Source organism: Subtercola sp. YIM 133946 (assembly GCF_036553535.1).
GTDB lineage: Bacteria > Actinomycetota > Actinomycetes > Actinomycetales > Microbacteriaceae > Subtercola.
The window spans coordinates 240,053-265,144 of sequence record NZ_JAZHPE010000013.1 but is presented as its reverse complement, the minus strand read 5'-3'; the positions used below and the strand labels follow the sequence as shown (position 1 = coordinate 265,144).

General features: G+C 69.8%; 20 protein-coding genes and 2 pseudogenes. 13 read left to right on the top strand and 9 right to left on the bottom strand.

Features of this window, described 5'->3' with window-relative positions:
- Positions 1-157 precede the first annotated feature (157 nt).
- Together rocD and ddaH are read right to left on the bottom strand one after the other, a co-directional pair.
- Positions 158-1,453 carry an ornithine--oxo-acid transaminase gene (rocD, locus tag V3W46_RS04470; RefSeq protein WP_331781882.1) on the bottom strand — a complete coding sequence of 432 codons (1,296 nt, stop codon included), beginning with the start codon at positions 1,451-1,453 and terminating at the stop codon, positions 158-160.
- A complete protein-coding gene (ddaH, locus tag V3W46_RS04465) occupies positions 1,450-2,313 on the bottom strand; it encodes a dimethylargininase (RefSeq protein ID WP_331781881.1) in 864 nt (287 codons plus the stop codon). The genes rocD and ddaH overlap by 4 nt, the downstream gene beginning before the upstream one ends.
- A 164-nt stretch (positions 2,314-2,477) precedes the next feature.
- On the opposite strand from ddaH, the gene V3W46_RS04460 reads away from it, so the two are divergent.
- Complete coding sequence (locus V3W46_RS04460; RefSeq protein WP_231025432.1) at positions 2,478-2,906, top strand: Lrp/AsnC family transcriptional regulator; 429 nt, start codon at positions 2,478-2,480, stop codon at positions 2,904-2,906.
- Positions 2,907-2,916: 10 nt separating this feature from the next.
- Positions 2,917-3,318, top strand: a complete 402-nt coding sequence (locus V3W46_RS04455; protein ID WP_331781880.1) for a GntR family transcriptional regulator — start codon at positions 2,917-2,919, stop codon at positions 3,316-3,318.
- Positions 3,319-3,373: 55 nt separating this feature from the next.
- Here the strand turns inward: V3W46_RS04455 and V3W46_RS04450 are convergent, their stop codons facing one another.
- Entirely contained in the window at positions 3,374-7,312 is a 3,939-nt protein-coding gene (locus tag V3W46_RS04450) for a bifunctional proline dehydrogenase/L-glutamate gamma-semialdehyde dehydrogenase (protein WP_331781879.1), read from the bottom strand.
- 288 nt (positions 7,313-7,600) lie between these two features.
- Here V3W46_RS04450 and V3W46_RS04445 point away from each other — a divergent pair, with 288 nt between their 5' ends.
- Positions 7,601-8,266: a DUF1990 family protein gene (locus tag V3W46_RS04445; RefSeq protein ID WP_331781878.1), complete on the top strand. Its 666-nt coding sequence runs from the start codon at positions 7,601-7,603 to the stop codon at positions 8,264-8,266.
- A gap of 10 nt (positions 8,267-8,276) precedes the next feature.
- Here the strand turns inward: V3W46_RS04445 and V3W46_RS04440 are convergent, their stop codons facing one another.
- Both V3W46_RS04440 and V3W46_RS04435 read right to left on the bottom strand, forming a co-directional pair.
- Positions 8,277-9,323: a DNA-3-methyladenine glycosylase family protein gene (locus V3W46_RS04440; RefSeq protein ID WP_331781877.1), complete on the bottom strand. Its 1,047-nt coding sequence runs from the start codon at positions 9,321-9,323 to the stop codon at positions 8,277-8,279.
- 13 nt (positions 9,324-9,336) lie between these two features.
- Positions 9,337-10,011: a TetR/AcrR family transcriptional regulator gene (locus tag V3W46_RS04435; RefSeq protein WP_331781876.1), complete on the bottom strand. Its 675-nt coding sequence runs from the start codon at positions 10,009-10,011 to the stop codon at positions 9,337-9,339.
- A 72-nt stretch (positions 10,012-10,083) separates the two neighbouring features.
- Here V3W46_RS04435 and V3W46_RS04430 point away from each other — a divergent pair, with 72 nt between their 5' ends.
- From V3W46_RS04430 to V3W46_RS04405, 6 genes and pseudogenes are all read left to right on the top strand, one after another.
- Complete coding sequence (locus V3W46_RS04430; RefSeq protein WP_331781875.1) at positions 10,084-11,586, top strand: MDR family MFS transporter; 1,503 nt, start codon at positions 10,084-10,086, stop codon at positions 11,584-11,586.
- Positions 11,583-13,280, top strand: a complete 1,698-nt coding sequence (locus V3W46_RS04425; RefSeq protein WP_331781874.1) for a phytoene desaturase family protein — start codon at positions 11,583-11,585, stop codon at positions 13,278-13,280. The genes V3W46_RS04430 and V3W46_RS04425 overlap by 4 nt, the downstream gene beginning before the upstream one ends.
- Before the next feature lie 366 nt (positions 13,281-13,646).
- Positions 13,647-14,276: pseudogene (locus tag V3W46_RS04420) on the top strand (CorA family divalent cation transporter); the annotation flags it as partial.
- 243 nt (positions 14,277-14,519) lie between these two features.
- A pseudogene (locus V3W46_RS19615) lies at positions 14,520-14,903 on the top strand (CorA family divalent cation transporter); the annotation flags it as partial.
- A gap of 109 nt (positions 14,904-15,012) precedes the next feature.
- Positions 15,013-15,987: an oxygen-dependent tRNA uridine(34) hydroxylase TrhO gene (gene trhO / locus V3W46_RS04410; protein ID WP_331781873.1), complete on the top strand. Its 975-nt coding sequence runs from the start codon at positions 15,013-15,015 to the stop codon at positions 15,985-15,987.
- Positions 15,988-15,991: 4 nt separating this feature from the next.
- Complete coding sequence (locus tag V3W46_RS04405; protein WP_331781872.1) at positions 15,992-16,786, top strand: isocitrate lyase/PEP mutase family protein; 795 nt, start codon at positions 15,992-15,994, stop codon at positions 16,784-16,786.
- Here the strand turns inward: V3W46_RS04405 and V3W46_RS04400 are convergent.
- Positions 16,779-17,168: a hypothetical protein gene (locus V3W46_RS04400; protein WP_331781871.1), complete on the bottom strand. Its 390-nt coding sequence runs from the start codon at positions 17,166-17,168 to the stop codon at positions 16,779-16,781. The two genes, V3W46_RS04405 and V3W46_RS04400, sit on opposite strands and share 8 nt — an antisense overlap.
- 251 nt (positions 17,169-17,419) lie before the next feature.
- Here V3W46_RS04400 and V3W46_RS04395 point away from each other — a divergent pair, with 251 nt between their 5' ends.
- Both V3W46_RS04395 and V3W46_RS04390 read left to right on the top strand, forming a co-directional pair.
- Positions 17,420-18,232, top strand: a complete 813-nt coding sequence (locus tag V3W46_RS04395; protein ID WP_331781870.1) for a glycosyltransferase — start codon at positions 17,420-17,422, stop codon at positions 18,230-18,232.
- On the top strand, positions 18,205-19,332 hold the full coding sequence (locus V3W46_RS04390; protein ID WP_331781869.1) for a glycosyltransferase: 1,128 nt from the start codon (positions 18,205-18,207) through the stop codon (positions 19,330-19,332). The genes V3W46_RS04395 and V3W46_RS04390 overlap by 28 nt, the downstream gene beginning before the upstream one ends.
- Before the next feature lie 39 nt (positions 19,333-19,371).
- Here the strand turns inward: V3W46_RS04390 and V3W46_RS04385 are convergent, their stop codons facing one another.
- The gene (locus V3W46_RS04385) at positions 19,372-20,286 is read right to left on the bottom strand and encodes a 2-hydroxyacid dehydrogenase (RefSeq protein ID WP_331781868.1); all 915 of its coding nucleotides are present in this window, start codon (positions 20,284-20,286) and stop codon (positions 19,372-19,374) included.
- 189 nt (positions 20,287-20,475) lie between these two features.
- Between V3W46_RS04385 and V3W46_RS04380 the strand changes: the two genes are divergently transcribed.
- Together V3W46_RS04380 and V3W46_RS04375 are read left to right on the top strand one after the other, a co-directional pair.
- On the top strand, positions 20,476-21,858 hold the full coding sequence (locus V3W46_RS04380; protein ID WP_331781867.1) for a D-arabinono-1,4-lactone oxidase: 1,383 nt from the start codon (positions 20,476-20,478) through the stop codon (positions 21,856-21,858).
- 15 nt (positions 21,859-21,873) lie between these two features.
- On the top strand, positions 21,874-22,734 hold the full coding sequence (locus V3W46_RS04375; RefSeq protein ID WP_331781866.1) for a glycosyltransferase family 8 protein: 861 nt from the start codon (positions 21,874-21,876) through the stop codon (positions 22,732-22,734).
- A 47-nt stretch (positions 22,735-22,781) separates the two neighbouring features.
- Here V3W46_RS04375 and V3W46_RS04370 read toward each other — a convergent pair whose 3' ends face one another.
- Both V3W46_RS04370 and V3W46_RS04365 read right to left on the bottom strand, forming a co-directional pair.
- Positions 22,782-23,012 carry a hypothetical protein gene (locus V3W46_RS04370; RefSeq protein WP_331781865.1) on the bottom strand — a complete coding sequence of 77 codons (231 nt, stop codon included), beginning with the start codon at positions 23,010-23,012 and terminating at the stop codon, positions 22,782-22,784.
- Between the two features lie 283 nt (positions 23,013-23,295).
- Complete coding sequence (locus V3W46_RS04365; protein ID WP_331781864.1) at positions 23,296-25,011, bottom strand: LssY C-terminal domain-containing protein; 1,716 nt, start codon at positions 25,009-25,011, stop codon at positions 23,296-23,298.
- Between the last annotated feature and the right edge of the window lie 81 nt (positions 25,012-25,092).

Here is a 25,092-nt window from a genome sequence, read left to right as displayed (position 1 = left end):
GTTTTGCGCAAAGGCACCTTTTCGGCGCCCATAGCGTGCTTTCGCGCAAAACGGATGGCGCGGCTGGGGTGGGGGGCGCGGGTGCACGCGGGGGGCGGATGCGCGCGCCGGGGGGGTGCGCGGGTGCGTGGGGCGTGGGGGCGCGGCCCGGGACGGGCTAGGCGCGGAGGTCGTGCAGCACGGCCTCGAGCTGGTCGACGGCCCACTCGAGGTCGTCGGGCGAGACCACGAGGGGCGGGGCGAGACGGATGGTCGACCCGTGGGTGTCTTTCGCCAGCACGCCGCGTCGCATGAGCCGCTCGCAGACCTCACGCCCTGTGGCCAGGCGGGGATCGATGTCGATTCCCGCCCAGAGCCCCGCAGTGCGCACGGCGACCACGCCGTGACCGAGGAGCGCCGACAGGCGCGTCTCGAGACGCCCGCCCAGGGCATCCGCTCGCTGCTGGTACTCGCCGGTGGCGAGCAGGTCGACGACCGCGCGGCCGACCGCCGCGGCGAGCGGGTTGCCGCCGAAGGTCGAGCCGTGTTCGCCGGGGCGCAGCACGCCGAGGATGTCGGTGTTGCCGACGACAGCGGAGACGGGAACGATTCCGCCGCCGAGGGCCTTGCCGAGCAGGTAGAGGTCGGGCACCACGCCGACCCGGTCGCACGCGAAGGTGGCACCGGTGCGGCCGAGGCCCGACTGGATCTCGTCGGCGATCATCAGCACGTTCTGGGCCGTGCAGATCTCGCGAACACGGGGCAGGTAGTCGGCGGGCGGCACGATGATGCCGGCCTCGCCCTGAATCGGCTCGAGCAGCACCGCGACGGTGTGCTCGTCGATCGCCGCGGCGATCGCCTCGGCGTCGCCGTACGGCACCGACCGGAAGCCGGGGGTGAACGGCCCGAAGCCGTCACGGGCGGTGGGGTCGTCGCTGAAGCTCACGATGGAGATCGTTCGGCCGTGGAAGTTGCCGTCGGCCACGATGATGTTCGCCAGGCCGTCGGGTACGCCTTTCACCCGGTAACCCCACGCGCGGGCGACCTTCAGGCCCGACTCGACGGCCTCGGCGCCCGTGTTCATGGGCAGCACCATGTCTTTTCCGGCGAGTTCGGCCAGCGCCTCGACGAACGGGCCGAGCTGGTCGTTGTGGAAGGCGCGCGACGTCAGCGTGATGCGGCCGAGCTGCTCGCGGGCGGCGTCGAGCAGCACCGGGTTGGAGTGGCCGAAGTTCACGGCCGAGTAGGCGGCGAGGCAGTCGAGGTAGCGGCGGCCGTCGACGGCGGTCACCCAGGCGCCGTCGCCCGACTCCACCACGATGGGCAGCGGGTGGTAGTTGTGCGCGGCGTGCGCCTCTTCACGGGCGATGGCCGCGTCGGTGAGAGGTTCGACGAAGGCCTCAGCAGGCGATGCTGCGTGCGCGCCGGGCGAGTGGATGCCCGTGGCGGGGCTCTCCGTTGGTGCCTGGCTCATCGGCGCAGCTCCAGGGTGCAGCACTTCACGCCGCCGCCGCCGAGCAGCAGCTCACTGAGGTCGACGCCGATCGGGTTGTAGCCGCGCTCGCGCAGCTGGCCCTCGAAGCCCGTGGCGCGCGAGGCGATGACCACGTTGTATCCGTCGCTGATCGAGTTGAGGCCGAGCACACCCGCGTCGGTCTCGCTGACCAGGATCGCGTCGGGGTAGCGCCGCTCGAGCTCGGCTCGGCTGGGGGCGTCGAACGCACTCGGCAGGTAGGCGATGGTTGCGGCATCCGGAGCCTCGTCTGCCGACTGGTTCAGCACGGCGATGGCGGTGTCGAGGTGGTAGAAGTTCGGGTTCACCAGGTTCAGCGTGACGACCTCGCGGCCGTAGATGCGGGCCACCTCGGCGTGCGAGTCGGATGCGCTGCGAAAGCCGGTGCCGGCGAGTATGGTGTCGCCGACGAGCATGAAGTCGCCCTCGCCCTCGTTGATGTTCTCAGGCACCCGCACGTCGTAGCCGTGGTCGGCGAACCAGCGCATGTAGGCGGGGCCCTCGGCCTGGCGCTCAGGGTGGGTGAAGCTGGCGCCGTAGGCGATGTTGTCGATGACGAAGCCCCCGTTGGCCGAGTAGACCATGTCGGGCAGGCCCTCGATCTGGTCGATCAGCTCGACGGTGTGGCCGAGGGCGATGAACGTGTCGTAGAGGGTTTGCCACTGCGTGAGGGCGAGGTTCGTGTCGGTGGGGATGGCCGGGTCCATCCACGGATTGATCTTGTAGGTGACGGTGAAGAACTCGGGGCGGCACATGAGATAGGTGTGCGGCACGGCCCTGCGGGCGGTGGCGGCGAGGCGGTCGACGACGGGGATAGACATGGGCATCCTCCTAGGCGGGGCGGATGGCGGACACTGTCCTAGTTGGCTCCGAGGAGCACGCCGTCATTAGTGTCGCACGCCGGATATGTCAATAGTGGAGCGTCGCACGCTGAAATAGTGCGCAGAATGCGCGCCGTCGCAAGAAAACGTCGTAGGCTCTCACGGTGGACAATCTGGACTTTCGCATCATCGACCTGCTCAAACTCAACGCGCGCACGGGCTATGGCGACATCGGCCAGGTCATCGGCCTCTCTGCGTCGGCGGTGAAACGGCGCATCGACAAGCTCATCTCCGACGGCATCATCCGTGGGTTCACGGTTCAGCTCGACACCTCGCTCGACGGCAAGGTGACGGAGGCGTACGTCGAGCTGTTCTGCCGGGGCACCGTCGCGCCGGCCGAGCTGAAACGCATCCTCTCGGGGGTACCCGAGGTCGTCGACGCCGGAACGGTGACCGGCAGCGCCGACGCCATCGTGCACATGCGTTCGCGAGACATTCCGAGCCTCGAGCTGGCACTCGAGCGGGTGCGCATCGCGCCGAACGTCGACCACACGCGCAGCGCGATCGTGCTGTCGAACCTGATCAAGCGCTGACCGGACTGCGATGACTGACACGGCCGGGGTTCGCCGGGCATCCGTCGCCGGCGTCGGGGTCGAGGTGGATGCCCGGTCGAAGACACCCGCCTCCGACCAGCTGCGCGGCCAGCTCATCGCCGCCATCGAGCGGGGGGAGCTGACGACGGGGGCGCAGCTGCCGCCCGTGCGCCGACTCGCCGACGAGCTGGGGCTCGCCGCGAACACCGTCGCGAAGGTGTACCGCGAACTCGAACGCGACGAGTTCGTCGTCACCCGCGGGCGCAACGGCACGTCGGTGGCGCCGACCGGGGTGGGGCCCGCCCGGCAGGCGCAGCTGGCCGCGCTCGCCTACGCGGCGCGCACCCGCGAACTCGGCGTCTCGCCCGTCGATGCGGTCGCCTTCGTCGAGGCGGCGCTGCGAGCCCCCTGACCTCTGCGGTCTGCGCTCGCTAGGAGCTTCGGCGCCCACTCGGAACATCTCGCCCCTACGGCGCGACACCCTGGGGCAGAATGGCGTCGAGCAGCGCGCTCGGGTTGCCGAAGCGGTGGTTGGTGATGCTCACGGCCTGTTCGCGCAGGAACGGCAGCAGCTCGATGCGCGCAGCACGGGTGACCTCGCCCGCATAGACCGCCACGTCGGGTGAACCGCCGAGGGCATCGGCGAGGGCCCGGGGGTCTCCCCCGATCATCCGGATGCGCGTCGCCGCGACCGCCCCGCCGAGTGCCCGTTTCACCGCACCCGCGCCGCCCTGGCCGGCTGTCGCACCGAGCAGCAGGCCCACGGCATCGACGGCGTCATCGTCGCCATCACCCTCGTCGCCGATGTCGGCATCGGCCACGCCGAGGTCTTCGAACGGGGCCGCCGCGACCGCCGCCGCGGCCCGGGCCAGCCACGTCGCGTCGTCTTCGACGAAGACACGCACACCGCGCTGCTTCAGCAGCAGCCGCAGCGGGCGCGGCAGTTTCAGGGCCGTGCTCACCACGAGCGGCGCCCCGGCCCGCGTCGCCGCGGCCAGCACCCGCACGAGCTCACCGAACGGCCGCCCCTCCGACAGGCGCACGACCACCGGCAGGGGCCGATACCGCAGAATGTTGCGTTCCACCCCGAGGGCCGACGGGTCGCTGGGCGCGAAGAAGCCGTTCCACGCCGCCTCGTCGCCCACGGCCGCGCGCCGCACCACCTCGAACTCGCGCCAGTCGAGCCCTGCCGTCGAGGCCTCGAGCAGCGCGGCAACGTCGGGGCTCAGCCCCGCGAGGCTGATGTCTTCGCCGGCGACACCGGGCTCGTCGAGCCACGAACCGAGCTGCAGCAGGTAGTTCGGGCCGCCCGCCTTCGCGCTCGCACCCACCGACGAGCGCTTCCAGCCGCCGAATGGCTGGCGCTGCACGATCGCGCCTGTGATGCCGCGGTTGACGTACAGGTTGCCTGCCTGCACCGAGCCGAGCCACTGGTCGATCTCCTCGGCGTCGAGCGAGTGGATGCCCGCCGTCAGCCCGAAGTCGGTCGCATTCTGCAGCTCCACCGCCGCCGCGAGGGTGGGTGCGTGCATGATGCCGAGCACCGGGCCGAAGTATTCCGTGCCGTGGAACGCCGACCCCGGGGCCACCCCGGTGCGCACGCCCGGAGACCACAGGCGGCCGCTCTCATCGAGCGCGCGGGGTTCGACGAGCCACGACTCGCCCGGCCCGAGGGTGGTCAGGGCATCCCGGAGCTTGCCGGCCGCCGGCTCGATGATCGGCCCCATCTGCGCCGCGGGGTCGACGGGGTAGCCGACCTTCAGCGATGTGGCGGCGTCGACGAGCTGGTTGCGGAACCGCGCCGACCGCGCCACCGACCCCACCAGAATGACGAGGCTCGCCGCCGAGCACTTCTGCCCGGCGTGCCCGAAGGCACTGCGCACCACGTCGGCCGCCGCCAGGTCGAGGTCGGCGCTCGGTGTGACGATGATGGCGTTCTTGCCGCTGGTCTCGGCCAGCAGCGGCAGTTCGGGCCGCCACGACCTGAAGAGCTCGGCCGTCTCGTACGACCCGGTCAGAATCACCCGGTCGACGAGCGGGTGTGTGATGAGGCGGCGCCCCAGCTCACCCTCGTCGATGTCGACCAGGGTCACGAGGTCGCCCGGGATGCCCGCCTGCCACAGCGACTCGGCGATCACTGCGGCGCACCGTCTCGCCTGCGGTGCCGGCTTGAACACCACCCCGGCCCCCGCCGCGAGCGCGGCCAGCACGCCGCCCGTCGGAATCGACACCGGAAAGTTCCACGGCGGAGCCACGACCACCAGCGCGGGCGGCACGAACGTGGCACCGTCGATCTGCTCGAGTTCGGTCGCCTGCACGCTGTAGTAGCGGGCGAAGTCGATCGCCTCGCTGACCTCGGGGTCGCCCTCGGCGATGGTCTTGCCGGTCTCGCTCGCCATCACCTCGAGCAGCAGGTCGCGGTTCGCCTCCAGCGCGAGCCCGGCGCGGCGCAGCGCGGCCGCGCGCACCTCGGCGGGCTCGGCGCCCCACGTGCGACCGGCGTCGGCCACGCGTGCGAGCATGTCGTCGAGCAGCTCGGGGTCGGCGTACCGCACGCGCGCTATCGTCTCGTCGCCCAGCGTCGACGTGGGCACACGGGCCAGGATGGCCCTGGCCCAGTCGCGGTTCGCCGGCAGCGACGGATCGGTGTCGGGGGTGTTCTCGAAGACGCCGCGAGGCGGCGCCTCGATGGTGGCGGGGTCGGCGCGGTTCTGTGTACGGCGGGGTCGGGGCACGGCGAGAACGGGGGTGGCCTCGGCCGCATCGGCGGCGAGCTCGGCGGACGCCTCGGTCGTGGCGGCGGCATCGCCGGCCGCCGCCGCACCGGCCTCGGCCTCGAGCGCCGCCAGCGACGCAGCGAACCGCACCCGCTCGCGCTCGAACGCGGCGGTGTCTGAGCCGATGTCGAACACGGCCGACATGAAGTTCTCGTCGCTCGCGTTCTCCTCAAGGCGGCGAACGAGGTAGTTGATGGCCACGTTGAACTCACGCGGATGCACGACGGGGGTGTACAGCAGCAGGCCGCCGACGTGGCGCCGTACGGCATCCGCCTGCCCCGTGGCCATGCCGAGCAGCATCTCGAAGTCGATGCGGTGTGTGACGCCCCGGCGCTCGGCGAGCAGCCACGCGAACGCGATGTCGAACAGGTTGTGGCCGGCGATGCCGACCTGTACGGCATCCGTTCGCTCGCGCGTCAGCGCCCAGTCGAGCACGCGCTTGTAGTTCGTGTCGGTGGCCTCTTTGCTGCCCCAGGTGGCCAGCGGCCAGTCGTGGATGATCGCGTCGACGCGCTCCATGGCCAGGTTCGCGCCCTTCACGAGCCGCACCTTGATGGGCGCGCCGCCGTTCGCGACGCGCCGCGCCGCCCAGGTCTGCAGGCGCTGCATGGCCGAGAGCGCGTCGGGCAGGTAGGCCTGCAGCACGATTCCGGCTTCGAGGCGTTCGAACTGGGGGCGCTCGAGCACGCGCTGGAACACCGCGATGGTGAGGTCGAGGTCGCGGTACTCCTCCATGTCGAGGTTGATGAACTTGGCCGGCGTGCCCTGCTTCTCGTTCGGCAGGGCCAACGTGTAGAGCGGTACCAGGCTGTTCGCGACGCGCTCGACCGTCTCGTCGAACGCCCACATCGAGAGTTCGGCGGCGATCGACGAGACCTTCACCGACACGTAGTCGACGTCGTCGCGGGCGAGGAGCTCGAGCGTTCCGGCCAGGCGGTTCTGGGCCTCCCTGTCGCCGAGCACGGCCTCGCCCAGCAGGTTCAGGTTCAGCCGCACGCCGTCGTCGGCCTTGAGTTCGGCTATGGCCTTGCCGAGTTTCGACGGGGTGGCGTCAGCGATGAGGTGACCGACCATGCGGCGCAGCACTCGCTTCGACGTCGGAACCACCACCCACGGCAGAGCCTCGCCGAGCGCGCCGCCGAGCCTGATGGCGCCGCGCAGGTGCGGCAAGAGGAACTGCGGGGTGAGGGCGGCGAGCTCGCCGAGGTTTTTGCCGGCGACGGTGGCGTCGTCGGGCCGGGCGACGCCGTCGACGAACCCCACGGTGAACGCCAACCCGTTCGGGTCTTTGAGCACACCCGCGAGCCGGGCCGCCGACTCGTCGACGGGGGCGTCGGCGCTCTCGGCGAGCCAGCGTCGCACGAGGGCGACGGCTTCGTCGCCGAGGCCGGTGAGGCCGGCGGACGTTTCGGCGCCGGGAGCGAGGCCGCCGGAGGTTTCGGCGCCGGGAGTTTCGGCAGCAGGGGTGAGGGCGCTGGGGGTGAGATCGCTGGGGGTGAGATCGCTGGGGGCGGGGGCACCGGGGGCGAGGGCGCCGGGGGCGTCGTCGCCAGTGGGAGCCAGGTCGCCACGGGTGTCCTGCGCGTCAGGGGCGGCTGGAGCTTCGGTTTCGTGCGCCGGATCGACCATGCTCCGAGAATAACGCGCGCCATTTCGATTCGGCGGGCCATTCGCCGCAGCACGCACGTTTCCACAGGCACGCGCAGTCTTCGCGCCCCCCGGCGCACGCGCCCTGCAGAAACCACCGCCCCGGCGAGCAGCGGCTCGAGCAGGCGCCACCACGGCCAGCACGCGCCACCCCGCAACGCGCGGGCATCACCGCCCACAGCACGCACCACCCCGGATCCGGCGGGCTGCGCTGCTCCCAGCACGCCCCACCCCGCACCACCAGCCCACCGACCCTGACACAATCGAACGATGATGCCCCCGGCCGCCGACCCTCCTGCCGGCCACCCCGCGCACAGCGGCGAGGGCGCGCCCGGCGCCGCGGGCGCATCTGGCCACATCGACCCCGCAGTCGCGGCCGGAGTCGAGCGGGCACTCGCGGCCTCACCCGCGCCGAACACGGCGGCGTTCGCCCGACTGCAGCACGACCCGGCGTTCGTGCCGCCGGGCTTCCGGCTCACCGAACGTTCGCGCGTCATCGGCCATGGCGAGGCGTTCTTCGGGCGAGCAGCCGCCGCACTGCTCACCTGGCAGGTGCAGCGGGGGTCGGCGTTCGTGTTCGTCGATGTTCCGGCGCGGGTGGAGGTCGGCTCGGTGTCGGTGTTCCGCATACCGTTCGGGCCACTGCGGCCCCGCGTGATCTGCCGCGTCTACGAGCTGAGCGACACCCCCACGAGGGTGGGTTTCTCGCACGTGGCGCTGGCCGGGCATCCGCAGTTCGGCTGGGAGAGCTACCACGTCGAACGCAACGCCCACGGGCAGGTGCGCCTGGTGATTCGCGTGGTGTGGCGACCCGCCGCCTGGTGGATGCGCGTCGCCGGCCCACTGACCCGCGTCGCCCTGGCGCTCGTCTTGCGCCGAAACCTCGCCGCGCTGGGTGAGCGCGTTCGACCACGCACGCCGGGCCGGCCCGACTGACCGGCCGCGCTCAGTGCCAGCGGTGGTCGGTGATCGTGGCGCGCGCACCGAACCTCGGCTTCGGCACCCCGCTCGCCAGGATGAGCCGCACGATGCGCTGCCGGTGGCCGCGCCACGGCTCGAGCAGCTCGAGCATTCCGTCGTCGTCGACCGGTCTGCCGATCAGCACCCAGCCCACGTGCGCGGCCAGGTGGTAGTCGCCGACGCTGACGGCATCCGGATGCCCGTGCGAGCGCTGGCTCGTCTCGGCGGCCGTCCACGGCCCGACGCCGTGCAGCGACTGCAGCTTCTCGAGCACCCCGTCGACGGTCGACGAGAGCCGGTCGAGGCTCGCCGCCACGGCCGCAGCCGCGACGATCGCCCGTGACCGGTCGGGGCCGACCCCTGCCCGGTGCCACTCCCACGACGGAATCAGCTGCCACGCCCGCGCGCTCGGCTGCACCCGCATGCCCTCGGGGGCCGGCCCCGGCGGAACCTCCCCGAACGCCCGCAGCAGCCGGTGCCACGAGCGCCGGGCCTCCACGGTGGTCACCTTCTGCTCCAGGATGCTCGGCACGAGCGACTCGAACACGAGCGACGTGCGCGTGAGCCTCATTCCCGGGTTGCGACGCCGCACCTCGGCGAGCAGGGGCACGCTCGCGAGGTCGAGCGCCTCCCACGGGGCGCGGTCGGCGTCGCCGAGCAGCTCGGGCAACCGGTCGAGCACCCACCGGGCGCCGGGGCCCCACGCCTGAGCGTCGACGCGGGTGGGGGTCATGATCGGCGGCAGGTCGGCCGAGCCGGCCGGCGGGGCGGCGCCCGCGGCGGCACCCGCCAGCGCGGTGGCCGGCGGTTCGCCCGAGCCCGTGGCGTCGGCCCCTGCCGGCCGGCACTCCACCCGCAGCGTCGCCGGCCCGTCGGGGGTGCGCATCACGCGCCAGAACCCGTTCGGGGTGAGGCGCATGGTCGGCTCCGTGGCGCCACGCAGCAGCGGACCGACGGTCTGCCGCACGTTGAGCGGCCCCGACGACACGTACGTCGAGGTGAGCGGCGCGGGCGACTCGAGCAGGGCATCCATTGTGTTCAGCAGACTAGGTCGTTCCGCTGACAGTGGGCGTCGAAACCAGCGTCTTCGATACCGGCGGCTTCGACACCAACGGCAGGAAGATGTCGTCGACGATCTCGTGGATGACGGAATCGGGCACCGGCCGCATCGTCATCATCGCCTCGCTGCGGAACAGGTCGAACGGCACCGACACGACCCGGGGGGTCAGCCGCGACTCGTCGATCTCGCCGCGCGCCACGGCCCGCGCCATGATCACGTCAGACTGGGTCGCCCGCTCACCGATGAGCACGCGGCGCAGGTCGGCGAGTGACGAGCTCGTGTCGCGGTAGTAGGTTCCGAGCTGGGTGCTGACCACGGCCGCGAACTCCATGCGGGTCTGGTTGGCGTGGCTGAGGTAGGCGATGAGGTCGCCGCGCAGCGAACCGGTGTCGAAGTCGGGCCGCTCGCTGCGGTCGAAGACATGCTGAATCGCTGCGAGCGCGAGAGACTGCCGGTCGGGCCAGCGGCGGTAGAGCACCGGGCGAGACGTGCCCGCCCGCTCGGCGACGGCGTCGACGGTGAACGAACCGTAGCCCTTCTCGATCAGTTCGAGCCAGGCCGAGTCGAGCAGGGCATCCTCGAGCTCCCGGCCGCGGCGGCGGCGGCCAGGCTGGTCGGGCCGGGTCGGCTGGGCCGCGTCGGGGCTCGCTTCAAGATCCACTTGTGCATCCTATCAAGATCGGATTAGCATCGCTCTGCAAGATACATACACGTATCTTAAGCAAGGAGCACCATGACCACCACAGCCGACACCCGCGTCGACCCCGCCGTTCTGAAGACCGCCGCCGTGCTCATCGTCGGCGCCATGGCGGTGATCTTCGACACCACGATCGTGAGCGTGGCGCTGCCGACCCTCGCCGCCGACCTGAACACCTCGGTCTCGACGATCCAATGGGTCAGCACCGGCTACCTGCTCGCGCTCGGCGTCAGCATTCCGCTGGCCGGCTGGGCGCAGCACCGCTTCGGCGGCAAGCGGCTCTGGATGGTCGCGCTGCTGGTCTTCATGATCGGCTCGATCGCGTGCAGCCTGGCCTGGGATGCCCCTAGTCTCATCGTCTTCCGCGTGCTGCAGGGGCTCGGCGGGGGGCTCATGCTGCCGCTGCTGTCGACCCTCGTCATGCAGGCCGCCGGGGGCCGCAACCTAGGGCGCACGATGGCCGTCGTCAGCCTGCCTGCCGTGCTGGGGCCGATTCTCGGCCCGGTGATCGGCGGCCTCATCCTGAACTCGCTCGACTGGCGGTGGCTGTTCTGGGTGAACGTGCCGTTCTGCGTCGTCGGCATTCTGCTGGCCTGGCGGGTGCTGCCGCGCGACGGCGCGCCCACCCCGATGCGCCTCGACACCGTCGGGCTCGTGCTGCTGTCGCCTGGGCTGGTGGCGGTGCTCTTTGCGCTTTCGAACGTCAGCAAGCCGGGCGCCTTCGCGCGCGTCGACGTGCTGCTGCCGCTCGTCGCCGGCGTCGCATTCCTGGTCGCCTTCGCGGTCACCGCCGTTCGACGGGGCGACAGGGCGCTGGTGGATGTTCGACTGCTGCGGCACAGGCCCGTCGCCTCGTCTTCGGCACTCCTCTTCCTGTCGGGCGCGGCGCTCTACGGCGCGATGCTGCTGTTGCCCCTCTATTGGCAGGAGGTGCGCGGGCTCACTCCCCTCGGCGCGGGTCTCCTCCTGGTACCCCAAGGCATCGGAACGCTCTTCAGCCGAACCATCGCCGGCCGCCTCACCGACACGATCGGAGCGAAGTGGGTGACCTTCGTCGGCTTCGCGATCGTCGGGGCCGCGACGGTTCCGTTCGCGCTGGCAACCTCGACGACGAACGAGTGGGTGCTCATGGTCGCCCTCCTCGTGCGAGGGTTCGGGCTCGGCGCGGTGACGATTCCGCTGATGACGGTGGCGTTCGTCGGACTGCAGCGCTCGGAGGTGCCGCACGCGAGCATCCTGACCCGCATCGCGACGCAGATCGGCGGGGCGGCGGGGGTCGCTGTGCTCGCGGTGATCCTCGAGGGGGCGGTTGCGGCGGCCGGGGTGGGGGCCGGTGCGGGTGCCGCCGGCGCCGACGCGCTTGCATCGGCCTTCGACCAGGCGTTCTGGTGGTCGGTGGGGTTCACGGTGCTGGCGATGGCGCTCTCGTTCGCGCTGCCGGGTCGGCCGGTCGCGCCAGCCGGGGCCGCCGCGAGTTCTCCACAGGCGGCCGCCCCACCCTCGCCCACCGACGAGACGCGATCTATGCTCGCTGAATGAGCATCCCCCACCGCAGCGACGTCGTCATTCTCGGCGGCGGCCACAACGGCCTCACCGCCGCCGCCTACCTGGCCAGGGCCGGCCTGCAGGTCACCGTTCTCGAACGTCTCCCCGCCGTGGGCGGCGCCGCCGTGTCGTCGTCGCCGTTCACCGGTGTGGATGCCCGAATCTCGCGCTACTCGTACCTGGTCAGCCTGCTCCCGCAGCAGATCATCGACGACCTCGGCCTCGACCTCTCGTTCGCCGAACGTCGCTTTTCGTCGTACACCCCCGTCCCCGGCGAGCCGGCCAGCGCACTGCTCGTCGACAGCACCGACCCAGTGGCGACTGCGCAGTCGTTCGCCGCTATCGGGGCCGCCGCAGACGCCGATCTCTTCGCCGAGTTCTACCAGCACTGCCGCCGTCTCACCGAGAAGCTCTGGCCCACGCTGACCGAGCCGCTGCTGCGCCGCAGTGAGGCGCGCTCGCTGGTCGACGCCGACGTGGTGTGGAACGCCATGGTCGAGCATCCGATCGGCGAGGTCGTCGAGGCCCACCTGCAGAACGACGTGGTGCGCGGGGTCATTCTGACCGACGCCCTGATCGGCACCTTCGCGCGGGCGCACGACGCCGATCTGGCCCAGAACGTCTGCTTTCTGTACCACCTCATCGGGCAGGGCACGGGGGCGTGGAACGTTCCGGTCGGGGGAATGGGGCGCGTCACCGACGAGCTGCGGCGGGTGGCGGTCGAGGCGGGTGCGACCATCGTCACCTCGGCGGAGGTCACCGGGGTGCGGCTGGGCGCCACGGCCACCGCCGACGCTCCCGTTCCTCCACCCCACCCGGCCGAGAAACCCGTTTCCGGGTCAACAGCGGGCGACGCCGGCGCCGAGGTGCGCGTGGAGCACGAGGGCCGCACCCACACGGTGCTCGCCGACACCGTGCTGGCGAACATCGCCCCTGCCGAACTCGCCGAATTGCTGGGCAACGACCCGGCGAGCGCGGGCTCCGGTGCCGTCCGCGGTGCCGGCTACGAGCCTGCCCCGGCCCCCGAGGGAGCTCAGATCAAGGTGAACCTGCTGCTCGCCCGGCTACCGCGCCTGCTCGACGAGACCGTCACCGCCGAGCAGGCCTTCGGCGGAACGTTCCACATCAACGAGACGTACACCCAGCTCGACGAGGCCTGGCTCGAGGCGTCGGCCGGGCGACTGCCGCGACCCCTGCCGTGCGAGATCTACGCCCACTCGCTGGCCGACCCGAGCATCCTGTCGCCCGAGCTGCAGGCGGCCGGGGCGCAGACGCTCACGGTCTTCGCGCTGCACGCCCCGCATCGCCTGGCGCTCGCAGCCGACGCCGACGACTTTCGCGCCGAGGCGCAGGCCGCCGTGCTGGCTTCGCTGAACAGCGTGCTCGCCGAGCCCATCGAAGGGTGCCTGCTGCTCGACGCCGACGGCCGCCCCTGCATCGAGACGAAGACCACCCTCGACATCGAAGAGGCGTTGCGGATGCCCGGGGGCAACATCTTCCACGGCCCGCTGTCGTGGCCCTTCGTCGATGACGACGCGGCCCTGCGCACCCCCGCCGAGCGCTGGGGAGTGGCCACGGCGCACCCGCAGCTGCTGCTGTGCGGGTCGGGCGCGCGCCGAGGCGGAGCCGTCTCCGGCCTCGGCGGCCACAACGCCGCGCGCGCCGTGCTCGAGCAGCGCGGCCTGTGACGCCCGCGCGTAGCGGCGTAAGGGCTCCGACCGCACCCCGGCTACTCCCCCGGCAGCGCGGTGCCGCTTCGGCACCCAGCGCAACCCGTGCTGCCCCCGAGAATCGCCGACTAGCATGAGCCCCAGGGGAGCCACCGAACCGAAAGACCCCACATGAGCGAAACCACGACGGGCACCGACCCCGCCGCCACCCCGGCCGACGCCGAGCGCCCGGCCACAACCGATCCCGACGCCGAGCACCCAGCCACAACCGACGCCGACCCCGAGCACCCAGCCACGACCAACTCTCCGGCCGCCGCCACGGACCCCGACCGCGACGCCGACGGGGAGCATCCGGGTGACGACGGCAACCCCGAGGGAACGAGCATCACCGACAACGCCGTCTACGTCGACGGCAGGCGCACCGCCGAACCACGCACGCTCGACGAGACGTTCGAGGTCATGCGCGACAACCACGGTGTCGCGTGGATCGACATGGTTCACCCCGACCGAGCCGAACTGCAGGCCGTAGCCGACGAGCTCAGCCTGCACCACCTCGCCGTCACCGACGCCCTCACCGGCCACCAACGGGCCAAGCTCGAACGCTACGGCGAGACCCTCTTCGTCGTACTGCGCCCCGCCAAGTACCTCGACGACGTCGAGAAGCTGAAGTTCAGCGAAGTGCACGTCTTCATGGGGCCCGACTTCGTGGTGTCGGTGAAGCACGGCGACTTTCCCGACATCGGTGCCGTTCGTGAGCGGCTGGAGCAGCATCCGGAGCTTCTGGCGGGCGGCCCGCGCATGATTCTGTACGGCATCATGGACCTGATCGTGGATGACTACGCCCCGGTGCTGGCGGGGCTCGAGAACGACATCGACGAGATCGAAGACCAGCTCTTCAGCGGAGACCGCGACGTCTCACGCCGCATCTACGACCTGCTGCGCGAGGTGATCGAGTTTCAGCGGGCGACGCATCCGCTCGAAGAGATGCTGCAGCGGCTGCTGGAGGGTCTCGACGACGGGTCGCGGGTGGGGGTGCGCCGCAGTCCGCAGCGTGGGCGCGGCTCCAGACGCGGCGCCGGCCGGCCAGAACTCGAGGCCGGGTCAGGGTTGGGAGCAGGCGCGGGAGCAGACGAGAGAGCAGATGCTGGCGCCGACTCCAGTGCGCAGGCGGGTTCGAACCCGTCGAGCGGTGGAGACGGGCATCCCGAACCCGACGACGTCGACGCCCACGGCCCCGTCGACCTCGCCGGACAAGACGACGACGACGCTGCAGCCCTCGAAGTCAAACGCCATCTGCGCGACGTGCTCGACCACGTGTATCGGGTCATCGACCGGTCGGAATCGTTCCGAACGCTGTTGGAGAATGCCCTCACCGTGCACTCGACGCTCATCGCGCAGAAGCAGAACGACGAGATGACGCGCATGACCGAGACGAGCCTCGCGCAGGGCGAGCAGGTGAAGAAGATCTCGTCGTGGGCGGCCGTGCTGTTCGCGCCGACACTCGTGGCCGCCATCTACGGCATGAACTTCAGCAACATGCCCGAGCTGAAGTGGTTTCTGGGCTACCCGTTCGCCCTGGCGCTGATGCTCGGCTCGGGGTTCGGCCTCTACCTCGCCTTCAAGAAGCGCGGCTGGCTCTAGCGGGCCCCACGCTCGCAGCAGTCAGAACAGGTGCCACCGGCCACCCCACCCACCCCGGCGACCCCCAGCCACCCCTGCGACCCCCAGCCCGCCCGGGTAAAATCGCCTCATGGCAGTGCCCAAGATCATCCTGTTCTACGTGTTCGCCCCACTGCCCGGCCCTGAAGCACTGCGGCTGTGGCAGCGCGACCTCTGCGAGAGCCTCGGCCTGCGCGGTCGCATCCTGATCTCGGCGCAGGGCATCAACGCCACGCTCGGCGGCGAACTCGACGCGGTCAAGAAATACCTGCGCAAGACCCGCGAGTACGCCCCCTTCAAGAACCTCGACGTCAAGTGGAGCGAGGGTTCGGGGTTCGACCCGGCCACCGCTCGACCGGGCGCCCCGCACGGCCACTCGGTCGACTTCCCGCGACTGAGCGTGAAGGTGCGCGACGAGATCGTGAGCTTCGGCGCTCCGGGCGAACTCGACGTGGATGCTCAGGGCGTCGTCGGAGGCGCCCCCAAGCTGTCGCCCACCGAACTCCATGAGCTGGTCGAGGCGCAGAAGCAGCTCGGCGACGAGGTCGTCTTCTTCGACGGGCGCAACTCGTTCGAGGCCCAGATCGGACGCTTCGACGGGGCAGTCGTGCCTGACGTCAGCAACACGCGCGAGTTCGTCGCCGAGCTCGACAGCGGAAAGTACGACCACCTCAAGTCGAAGCCCGTCGTCACATACTGCACGGGCGGTATCCGCTGCGAGGTGCTCTCGTCGCTCATGGCGGCGCGCGGGTTCGACAACGTCTACCAGCTCGACGGCGGCATCGTTCGGTACGGCGAGCAGTTCGGTGACGGCGCACTGTGGAAGGGCTCGCTCTACGTCTTCGACAACCGCATGTCGGTCGATTTCGCTCCGGATGCCCGGCCCATCGGTTCGTGCTACCGCTGTTCAGCATCCACCAGCTCGATGCACAACTGCCACGATCTGGCCTGCCGAACGCAGCTGGTGGTGTGCGACGAGTGTTTCTCCACAGCGGAGCCTTCGTGCGAACTCCACACACCCTCGCCTGCAAGCCCCTCCTCGGTGCAACCGGCGGTCATAGGCTGAAAGCATGATCTCCCCTGAACAGAAGCCCACACTGCAGCGCAAGGCCGACGAGCTACTGCGCCTGCACACCTCGAACGAGATCCTGAAGGTCGTGAACGTGTGGGATGCGGTGAGCGCCAAGGTGGTCGCCGACATCTCCGAGACGACTGCGCTCGCCACCGCGAGCCACAGCATCGCCGCCCTCTTCGGCTACGAAGACGGCGAGAAGATTCCGCTCGACCTGATGCTCGACATGGTCGGCCGCATCGTCGCGTCGACGAGCCTGCCGGTGAGCGCCGACCTCGAGGCGGGCTACGGCGACCCGGGCGAGACGATCCGCCGGGCCATCGGCGTGGGCGTCGTCGGCGCCAACCTCGAAGACCAGATGAAGCCCTTCGACGAGTCGGTCGCCGCCGTCGCGGCTGCCGTCGCCGCAGCCGAAGCCGAGGGCGTCGGGTTCGTGCTGAACGCGCGCACCGACGCGTTCCGCCGATCAGGCGGCCTCTCGCACGACGAGCAGGTCACCGAGGCCATCAGGCGCGGCCGCGCGTTCCTCGACGAAGGGGCGGCCTGCGTGTTCGTTCCGGCGTCGCTCGACGTGCCCACCGTCGAACGTCTCGTCGACGGTATCGGCCAGCAGCGCGTGAGCGTCATCGGCGTTCCCGGCTCCCTGCGCCCCTCCGCTCTCGAGACCCTCGGCGTCGCCCGCATCTCCTACGGCCCCTGGAGCCAGCGCGTCGCCCTCACCGCCCTCGCCGACCTCGCCGTCTCCGTCTACGGCGACGGCGCCCTCCCCGACAACACCCGCGCCCTCAACTGACCGTCTCCTCCTCGGCGTTCAGCACGGCCCCGACCGAGTCTCCAGACAGGCGCACCTCGGTCCATCGCCCAGAACTCGTGCTGAAGCCGCGGAGGATCACCGACGTAGCGCCCACCTCGAGTTCGCTGACGAACATCAGGTCGGCCTCTGCCGCATCGTTCCATTCTCGAGCGACGGAGTCGTAGGCACGCACGGCCGCCTCCTGCCAGCGCGTGACAGCCAAGACGGTGTGGCCCATCCAACGCGAGGGCGGTCCCGCGAACCAGGGGCCATCCAATTCGACCTCGCACGTCGAGTCGCTCTCACTCAGGCGAACGGCAACCACGGGCGCATCCGACAACTCGACCCGGCTGAGGGCAGAACCAGACAGTGTCAGCCGCATTGTTCGCTCCCTGATTCGAAGTGGCATGCCCGGGTGACGCGAGCCGCTCACTGGCGCACCGGACACGTTATCGAGTTTATCTCGGATCGAGCCCCAGACGTCTCGGCGCAGCTGAGCCGAGCCGGCGGGTAGGGTGACGAAGACCGGATACTGTTGGCTGCCGTAGCCCACCTTCACCTGACCCGAGGGGAACCAACGATCGTGATCACCTTGTACGGCGACCGCGGGAGCCGCGCGGCCCGCGCCGAGCAATGACCTCTGCAACCACCACCGCCTCGACCCTGGTGGTCATTCCTGCGTTCGGTTCGCCGGAGCTGACCGATGCGGTCGTGCGCGACCTGTGTCGCGACGGAAGCGATCTCGACCCGGCCGTGCGCATCGTGGTGGTCGACAACGCCGGTGACTACGTGCTCCCGCAGGGCCGCATCTCGGTCTATCGCCCGGGGAGCAACCTGCGGTGGATCGGTGCCACGAACTGGGCCCTGCAGACGTCGTCGCGCGAGGGGCATTCGGTCTGCGTGGTGCTGAACAACGACGTCCGGCTGTCGCCCGGGTTTCTCGACGCACTACTGGCGCCGTTCAAGGCCGCCGACGACATCGCACTGGCAGCGGCCTGCTACGACGACTTCTGGTTGCACCAGCGGGCCCACACCATCCCGAGGGCCGCCGACGAATACGTGCCGCGAGACGTGCTTCGCGACGTCGACTTCTGTGACGGCACCGCAATCGCGTTCGCGGTGCCGTCCGTCGTCGAGCTGGGGGGCCTCGACGAGGTGACCTTCTCCCGGCACGGCTACGGCGCAGACATCGACCTGGCGATCAGGGTGCGCGCGGCAGGACTCCGGTGCGTGGTGACCGAGGGCGCCTACGTCTCGCACCTGCGTCGGCAGACGATGAACCGCACCGGCCAGACGTCGGAGGGCAACCGCGCAGAGATCCTCGACGGTCTGAACGCCAAGTGGGGCGACCGCTGGCGCGCAGACGTCGGGCTCGCACCGGGGTCGTTTCCTGCCCACAACACCGGCAGCGGTGCGTCGTGGTATCTGAACCCGCCCACCTGGTGACCCGCGCCGGCCCCCACCCTGGCCGGATCGTCTACGCGGGATTCGCCACTCGCCACCACAGCGGCGGCGTGCACGTGATGACCCAGCACGTTCGGCTGCTGCGTGAGAGCGGCCATGAGGCCTGGTTATGGCTGCCCGATTCGGATGATCGTTCCGACTGGATCGCGGACGACCTGCCGATCATGTTCGGCGCCACCACTCCGATCGCTGCCGACGACCTCCTGGTGCTGCCGGAGACACCGACCATCCAGGGCCGTGACCCGGCACCGGGAGCACGCAAGGTCATCTTCAACCAGAACCACTTCTATACCTTCGCCGCCGGCGACCCCGGCGACCTCCGAGACAGCGGCCACCCCCGCGACCCCGCCGCCCCCGGCGACCCCCGCGACAGCGGCCACCCCGCCGCCCCCGCCGCCCACTTCCCCGGCTGGGCGCCGAACCCGGCGATCTGGGCAGTGTCGGCCGAGAGCCGCGATGTACTGGTCGCCGCGCTACCCGGCCTGCCGGTGAGCCTGGTGCCCAACCCGGTCGACGGAGAACTGTTCACCCCCGGCCGGGCCGACAGGCTGAGGGTGAGCTGGTTGCCCAAGAAGCGGCCGCGGGAGGCGTCGCTGCTGAAACGGCTGCTTGCCGACGACCCCCGGCTCGCGGGCGTGGAGCTCGTGGAGCTGGTTCAGGCCCCCCGGGCGGAGGTGGCGGCGACCCTGGGCATCTCGGCGGTCTTCATCGCGCTCGGGCATTCCGAGGGCTTCGGTCTGCCCGTCGCCGAGGCGCTGGCAGCAGGGTGTCTCGTGGTCGGCTACGACGGCGGCGGCGGTCACGAGCTGTTCGAGGCACCCGGAGCGTGGCGGGTGCCAGACCAGCGACCGCTGCTCATCCGCGACCAGGTGGCCGACCTGATTGCGAACGTCGATGCCCTGGCACCGGTGCGCATCGCGAACAGGCGCTGGGTGCTGGAGCGCTACCCGTTCGCCCGAACCGCCGCCGCGCTCGAAGCGGCGGTCGCTGCCGCGTTGGCTCGGCCCGGCGCCGACTCGATTGCCGTGCATCCGGCCGCCTGGCTCGACAGCCTCGGCGCGAACTTCACGGCGTACGCCTGACGGCTCAGGAAGCGCACTCCACTGCCCACGCGTAGACGCTCATGAACCACCGTTCACGACGTTGACGAGGTCGTCGCCGGCGACGAACCGCCGCACCTGCGCGTTGACGAGCGCGAAGGCTCGCGGCCCGGCCTGAGCGATGGAGCCGGCCGCATGCGGGGTGATGATCAGGTTCGGCGCCTTCCACAGGGGATGGCCTTCGGGCAGGGGCTCCGGCTCCATCACATCCAGAGCAGCGCGCAGCCGACCAGAAGTCAGCTCGGCGAGCAGGGCGTCGGTGTCGACGACTTTACCGCGCGCGACATTGACGAGCAGGGCTCCGTCGGGCATCCGGGCCAGGAACTCGGCATCCACGAGCCCGGTCGTGTCGGGTGTGAGCGGAACGGTCAGCACCACCACGTCGGCCTCGGGCAGCAGGCTCGGCAGCTCCGAGGTGGCGTGGATGCCCTCCCGTGCCGTGTGCGCGACGAGCACCGGGGCGGCGTCAAAGCTGCGCAGGCGGCGCGCGGTCTGCTCTCCGAGGTCACCGGCCCCGATGATCAGCACCCGCTTGGCGCGCAGGTCGTCGGCCTCCATCGGCTCCCACCGGCCCTGTCGCTGCGCCTCGACGAAGTGGGGCAGTCGGCGCAGCGTGGCCAGAACGACCGTCATGACCATCTCGGCGACCGCCGAGCCGTGCACGCCGCGCGCGGTGCACAGCGTGACGCCGTCAGGAACGTGGTCGATGATGTCTTCGAAGCCGGCACTGGTCAGCTGGGTGACCTCGAGCTTCGGCATGGCCTCGAACTTCTCGGCGAGGTTGGTGCAGTCCTCGACCTGCGGCACCCAGAAGACGGTCTCGGCCAGCCGCTCGGGCTTGGTGCCCTCGCCGTCCCAGACGATCACCTCGACCCCGTCGGGAAGGGCTCCCAGGAGCTCACGGGCGTTCGAATCGGGTACGCACACGACAGTCATGAAACCAGCGTAGCCAACCTCCACCGGGCCGCGGCTGTACTGCCTCTGGGACTTCTACACAAGGTGGAAGTCCGTTCACCCGAAGAACTTAGAATGCAATCAGGCATCGGAAGTTCGTCTGCCGGTGAATCTTCTCTACGGATCGATGCGGCTCCGAAGACAGGACCGAACGTGAACTGGAGACGCGCCATGACTACTACGCCGCTCGCCTACCCTCCTCAGGAGCCGGAGCTCACCGGCGAAGACGCCCGCCTTCGCAACTGGGCCAGGAACTCCAGGCTGGGTCCGCCCGGCTCTGTCGTCGCGCCGGCCTCTGAGGCAGAGCTGAGCGAGTTCCTGTCTACCAGCGGCGGCCGGGTCAGGATGATCGGCAGCCGGATGTCGCCCGGCAGAATGATGCAGGTCGCGGACGGCAGCGGCATCCTGCTCGATCTGACCAGGCTCAGCGGCCTGATCTCCAGCACTGACGACACCGCGACCTTCGGTGGTTCGACCCCCCTCGCAGACGTGTACGCCTTCCTGTCTGCGCGCGGGCAGATGCTGTCTGCCTCGCCCGGCGTGATCGCCGAGCAGACACTTGCCGGCGCCCTGGCAACCGGAACCCACGGCCAAGGCCTGCAGCAGAGCTCGATCGCCGGCGCCGCACTCTCGATCCGGATGGTGCTGGCCGACGGCACGGTGGCGGAGTTCGACCGGGACCACCCACACTTCCCGGCCATCCAGCTCAGCCTCGGCTCGCTGGGAGTCATCACGGCGGTGACGCTGCGTGCGCGGGAGTCGGTGATCTACACCTGTCTCAAGACCGCGGAAAGCGCCGACACCCTCGAGACAGATCTGGAGACCTGGAACCGGGAGAACAGCCTGGTCAAGGCGTGGTGGTTTCCGCAGGAGGGCCAGGTGCAGGTGTGGAAGGCCAACGCGGCCACCGACGCCGAGGTCGTGCGATACCGGGCCGGCGGTGGCGAGTTGCTGGCGCACGCCACCACCAACACGACGATGAACGACACCGTGGAGTCGACGCTCCGCCAGATGCGCGACGACACCAAGGGGGTCGCCGACGCCGGCAAGCCGCTGCGTACCATGACCCGGTTCCGGGACTTCACCGACGTCACCGGCGATGTCTATCAGGTGTTCTGCAAGGGAATCGCCACCCCCCAGATCAACGTCGAGATCGGCATCCCGCTCTCTCGGGCCGGAGAAGTGATCAGGATGATCAAAGACTGGCACCGGGAGACCCGACCCCGGATGCACTACCCGGTCATCCTGCGCTGCACCGGCCCATCCGACGGCTGGCTGAGCCCCTCTCACGACCAGGACACCTGCTACTTCGGCTTCGTCGTCTACTACGCGGCCGACGGTTCGCTCTCTGAGGAGGGCGAGAGTTTCCTGAGGGCGGTGGAACGGGCCCTGGCCGCAGAGGGTGGTCGGCCGCACTGGGGAAAGTATTTCGACGAATCGCTGTACGACTGGCCGGTGCTCTACCCCCAGTGGCACGCCTTTCGCCGAGTGCGGGAGGCGCTCGACCCGCAGCATCGCTTCGCCAACGCGTTCACCGCAGCCCTGCTCGACTGAGCAAGGCTGGCCACCATGACAGGAGTACCGCCGATGAACGCCTGGGCGACATTGCTCACGCAACCGAACTACGTGGTCGGCGTGCGAACGCTGCGTGCTTCGCTGGCGGCCTCGGGAAGCGACATGCCCCTCGTGGTCATGGTGACCGAGGAGATCGACGAGCAGACCAGGCGTCTTCTCGAAGACGACGGATGCCTGCTGCGTGACGTTCCGCCGTTGCGTCCAGCCGGGGGGTCGGCCGCCAGCTACGCCAACCCCCGGTTCGCAGAGGTGTGGACCAAGCTGGCCGTCTGGGGGCTCACCGAATTCGACCGTGTCGTCTTCCTCGACGCCGACATGCTGGTGATCCAGAACATGGATGAACTCTTCACGCTCGACCTGTCGGAGGGGGCCATCGCCGCCTGCCACGCCTGCCGGTGCAACCCCAACAGGATCGCGAGTTACCCGCCGGGTTGGACGCCCGAGAACTGCTTCTACACCCACTGCCGGGGCGGCGACCACGTCACCGAACCGGCAGCGACCGACAACTACCTGAACGGCGGCTTCCTCGTCTTGACGCCCGACGAGGCCGTCTTCGCCGACATGATGGGGCGGCTGGCGGCCGTAGACGATCTGTCACGCTACCCGTTCGCCGAGCAGGACTTCCTGAACGAGTTCTACTCGGGCCGCTGGCGCCCGCTGCCGTACGTCTACAACGCGCTGAAGACCCTGCCGCACCAGCACCCGTCGCTCTGGAACCTGGCGTCGGTGAAGAACATCCACTACATCATCGACAAGCCGTGGGAGAAGCCGCTCGACCCCGCAGACCGGTACTTCGAGGTGAACCGGCTCTGGTGGCACAGGGCCGGCACCCTGGCCGCACCCGCCCAGCGCTGATTTCACGCCGCTCGCGACGGGCGTCCTCCCCGATGACCCTTGCGCCCTCAACTGGCTGCCTCCTCGTCGGCGGTCAGAACGGCTCTGACCGAGTCTCCCGACATGCGAACCTCCGTCCAGCGCCCCGAACTCTTGCTGAAGCCTCGGAGGGTCACAGACTCACCATGCACTTCGAGCTCGCTGATGAACATCAAGTCGACCTCGACGGCAGGGCTCCACTCGTGAGAGGTGGAGTCGTAGGCCCGAACGGCCGCCTCCTGCCAACGCTCGACGGTCAAGACAGCGTGACCCATCCAGCGGGAGGGTGGTCCTGCGAACCAAGGCCCTTCCAGCTCGACCTCGCAGGCAGAATCGACCTCACTCAGGCGAACGATGCCCACAAAGGCGTCGGATAGCTCGACCAGCCTGAGTTCTGTGCCAGACACTGTCAGCGTCATCTGTTGACTCCCGGGTTCGAAAGAAGCGCGAGTCGACCGCTGGCGCACCTTCCGATTTTGTCGAGCTTACCTCGGATTCAGTCCATGGATGACCGATTCCCGGTGAGCGTCGTCGGAAGCGGGGCTAGCCAGCGGCGGGCGCGAGGGGAGCGCGGGGCGGCCAGGAGCGCGCCGCGCGACGGGCGCGGCGGCCGAGACGGCGTTCCTGGGCGAAGACGCGGGCGTCGGGGCTGGAGAGCGCGAAGAGTACGAGAATGTCGAAGCTGAGGTTGATGAGGCCGGTGGCGAGGGTGAGCTCGGCGCCACCCCTGATCGCCTCAGCCGCAACGCTCGCCAGGGTGATGAGGCTCAACGTCATCACCACGAACCGCGCCCAGTTGTACCCGGTGAACACAAGCTGCGCCAGAATGAGGTACCCCACGAAGGCGCTCGTCGCGAAGCCGATGATGACCCAGAGCGCTACCGACGCCAGCCGATCGGTGTCGAGGTCATTGCCCGAAGGCAGAACGACCTGCACCTCCGACAGAGATCCCGTCCAGTCGGCGAACACCGCCACCACCGAGATGGCCCCGATGACACCACGGATGACCATCAGCAGGTAGCTCAGGTAGATCGAGATGGGCCGCTTCACCCGGTTCGACGAGGCCGAGTCGCGCGCCGTGTCGAGCACCGCGTGTCCGAGCAGTGCGGCGTCGGCGGGCAACGGCGCCGACTCCAGGGCCTCGGCACTCGCAGCACCCTTGGCCGAGACGGGCACGTGCCGCAGGTCGATGATCGGCAGGTCGCCATCGGTGGTGATCGCATCCCCACCACCGTTCACGGCGTGATACCCGGTCGAGAAGTTACGGATGACCGTGAATTCGCCCTCGGGGTTGGCATCTTGAAGCGTGGCGACGATGTGGTCGCGCTCACGGTCTGTCTCGCGTTCGATGCGGTGGGTCACCTGCAGGGTGAACAGCGAGATGCCGACGTTGCGGTCGTACGTTCCGGCGGCCATCCATTCTGCTGAGTAGCCGCCGGGCAGCAGCCAGCCGTCGGGCGTCTTCCAGAACCGCACGTGGTGCCGTTTGGCCGGGTTGCCGTCGACCTCCTGCTGGTAGGTGAAGTCCTGGATGTTGCCGAACAGGTACAGCGGGCTCACCGGCGCATCGGAGTAGCTGCGCCGGGAGAGCGTCGACGTCACGATGCGCAGCGCACTTCGAAAGCCGACCTCGTCGGCACGGTGCCATCCGGCCGCCATCATCGCGGTGTGCAGCTGCGCCTCGCTGCCGAAGAGGGCGAGGTTCACGGGGTCGCCGAGCAGCCCCTCGTTGGTTCGCGCGCGCCCGATGAAGTAGTCGGGCACGTAGATGAGGGTCAGGATGCTGTGCAGCCGAGGCAGCAGCAGATAGGCCAGCACAGCGTAGAACACGATCAGGAACCACAGGTACTCGAACCCGTGACTGAACGATTGCGACAGAACCAGGTAGGCCAGCCACGCGGCTGCCAGGGTTCCGATGAGGAAGAACAGGTTGTCGATAGCCGCGATGAGCCGCTCCCGGCGGTCTTTCTTCGGCGGAACCGGCGGCGCCGAGCTGAGCACCACGGCGTCGGCCTTCACATCGAACGGGGCGGGCTGCCTGCGCGGCAGCGGTTCGATCGGGGCCCGCACGGCAGACGGCAGGGCGGCTTCGGCCGCGGCGTCGGAGACGGCGTCGGCGCGAACGGTCGCCGCGTCTTCAACCTCAAGCGCTTCGGCGGGCTCCGCGTACGCAGCCGGTCGGGCGGGATCAGGCGCGCCGGGCGCGGCAACGCCCGGCTTCGCCGCCCCACCGGCCGAATCGAGAGCGCTGCTCGTCATTCCTCAACCGTAAGGCACATCGGCCTGCGGGCAAACCGTTGCCGGGCAGACACCACCCCGGGCATCCTCACGTGGAATATG

Excerpts from the sequence above, each read along its gene's own strand:
- rocD (WP_331781882.1), bottom strand. The coding sequence starts at position 1,453 with ATGAGCCAGGCACCAACGGAGAGCCCCGCCACGGGCATCCACTCGCCC.
- ddaH (WP_331781881.1), bottom strand. The coding sequence starts at position 2,313 with ATGTCTATCCCCGTCGTCGACCGCCTCGCCGCCACCGCCCGCAGGGCC.
- V3W46_RS04455 (WP_331781880.1), top strand. The coding sequence starts at position 2,917 with ATGACTGACACGGCCGGGGTTCGCCGGGCATCCGTCGCCGGCGTCGGG.
- V3W46_RS04450 (WP_331781879.1), bottom strand. The coding sequence starts at position 7,312 with ATGGTCGATCCGGCGCACGAAACCGAAGCTCCAGCCGCCCCTGACGCG.
- V3W46_RS04445 (WP_331781878.1), top strand. The coding sequence starts at position 7,601 with ATGATGCCCCCGGCCGCCGACCCTCCTGCCGGCCACCCCGCGCACAGC.
- V3W46_RS04440 (WP_331781877.1), bottom strand. The coding sequence starts at position 9,323 with ATGGATGCCCTGCTCGAGTCGCCCGCGCCGCTCACCTCGACGTACGTG.
- V3W46_RS04430 (WP_331781875.1), top strand. The coding sequence starts at position 10,084 with ATGACCACCACAGCCGACACCCGCGTCGACCCCGCCGTTCTGAAGACC.
- V3W46_RS04425 (WP_331781874.1), top strand. The coding sequence starts at position 11,583 with ATGAGCATCCCCCACCGCAGCGACGTCGTCATTCTCGGCGGCGGCCAC.
- trhO (WP_331781873.1), top strand. The coding sequence starts at position 15,013 with ATGGCAGTGCCCAAGATCATCCTGTTCTACGTGTTCGCCCCACTGCCC.
- V3W46_RS04405 (WP_331781872.1), top strand. The coding sequence starts at position 15,992 with ATGATCTCCCCTGAACAGAAGCCCACACTGCAGCGCAAGGCCGACGAG.
- V3W46_RS04400 (WP_331781871.1), bottom strand. The coding sequence starts at position 17,168 with ATGCGGCTGACACTGTCTGGTTCTGCCCTCAGCCGGGTCGAGTTGTCG.
- V3W46_RS04395 (WP_331781870.1), top strand. The coding sequence starts at position 17,420 with ATGACCTCTGCAACCACCACCGCCTCGACCCTGGTGGTCATTCCTGCG.
- V3W46_RS04385 (WP_331781868.1), bottom strand. The coding sequence starts at position 20,286 with ATGACTGTCGTGTGCGTACCCGATTCGAACGCCCGTGAGCTCCTGGGA.
- V3W46_RS04380 (WP_331781867.1), top strand. The coding sequence starts at position 20,476 with ATGACTACTACGCCGCTCGCCTACCCTCCTCAGGAGCCGGAGCTCACC.
- V3W46_RS04375 (WP_331781866.1), top strand. The coding sequence starts at position 21,874 with ATGACAGGAGTACCGCCGATGAACGCCTGGGCGACATTGCTCACGCAA.
- V3W46_RS04365 (WP_331781864.1), bottom strand. The coding sequence starts at position 25,011 with ATGACGAGCAGCGCTCTCGATTCGGCCGGTGGGGCGGCGAAGCCGGGC.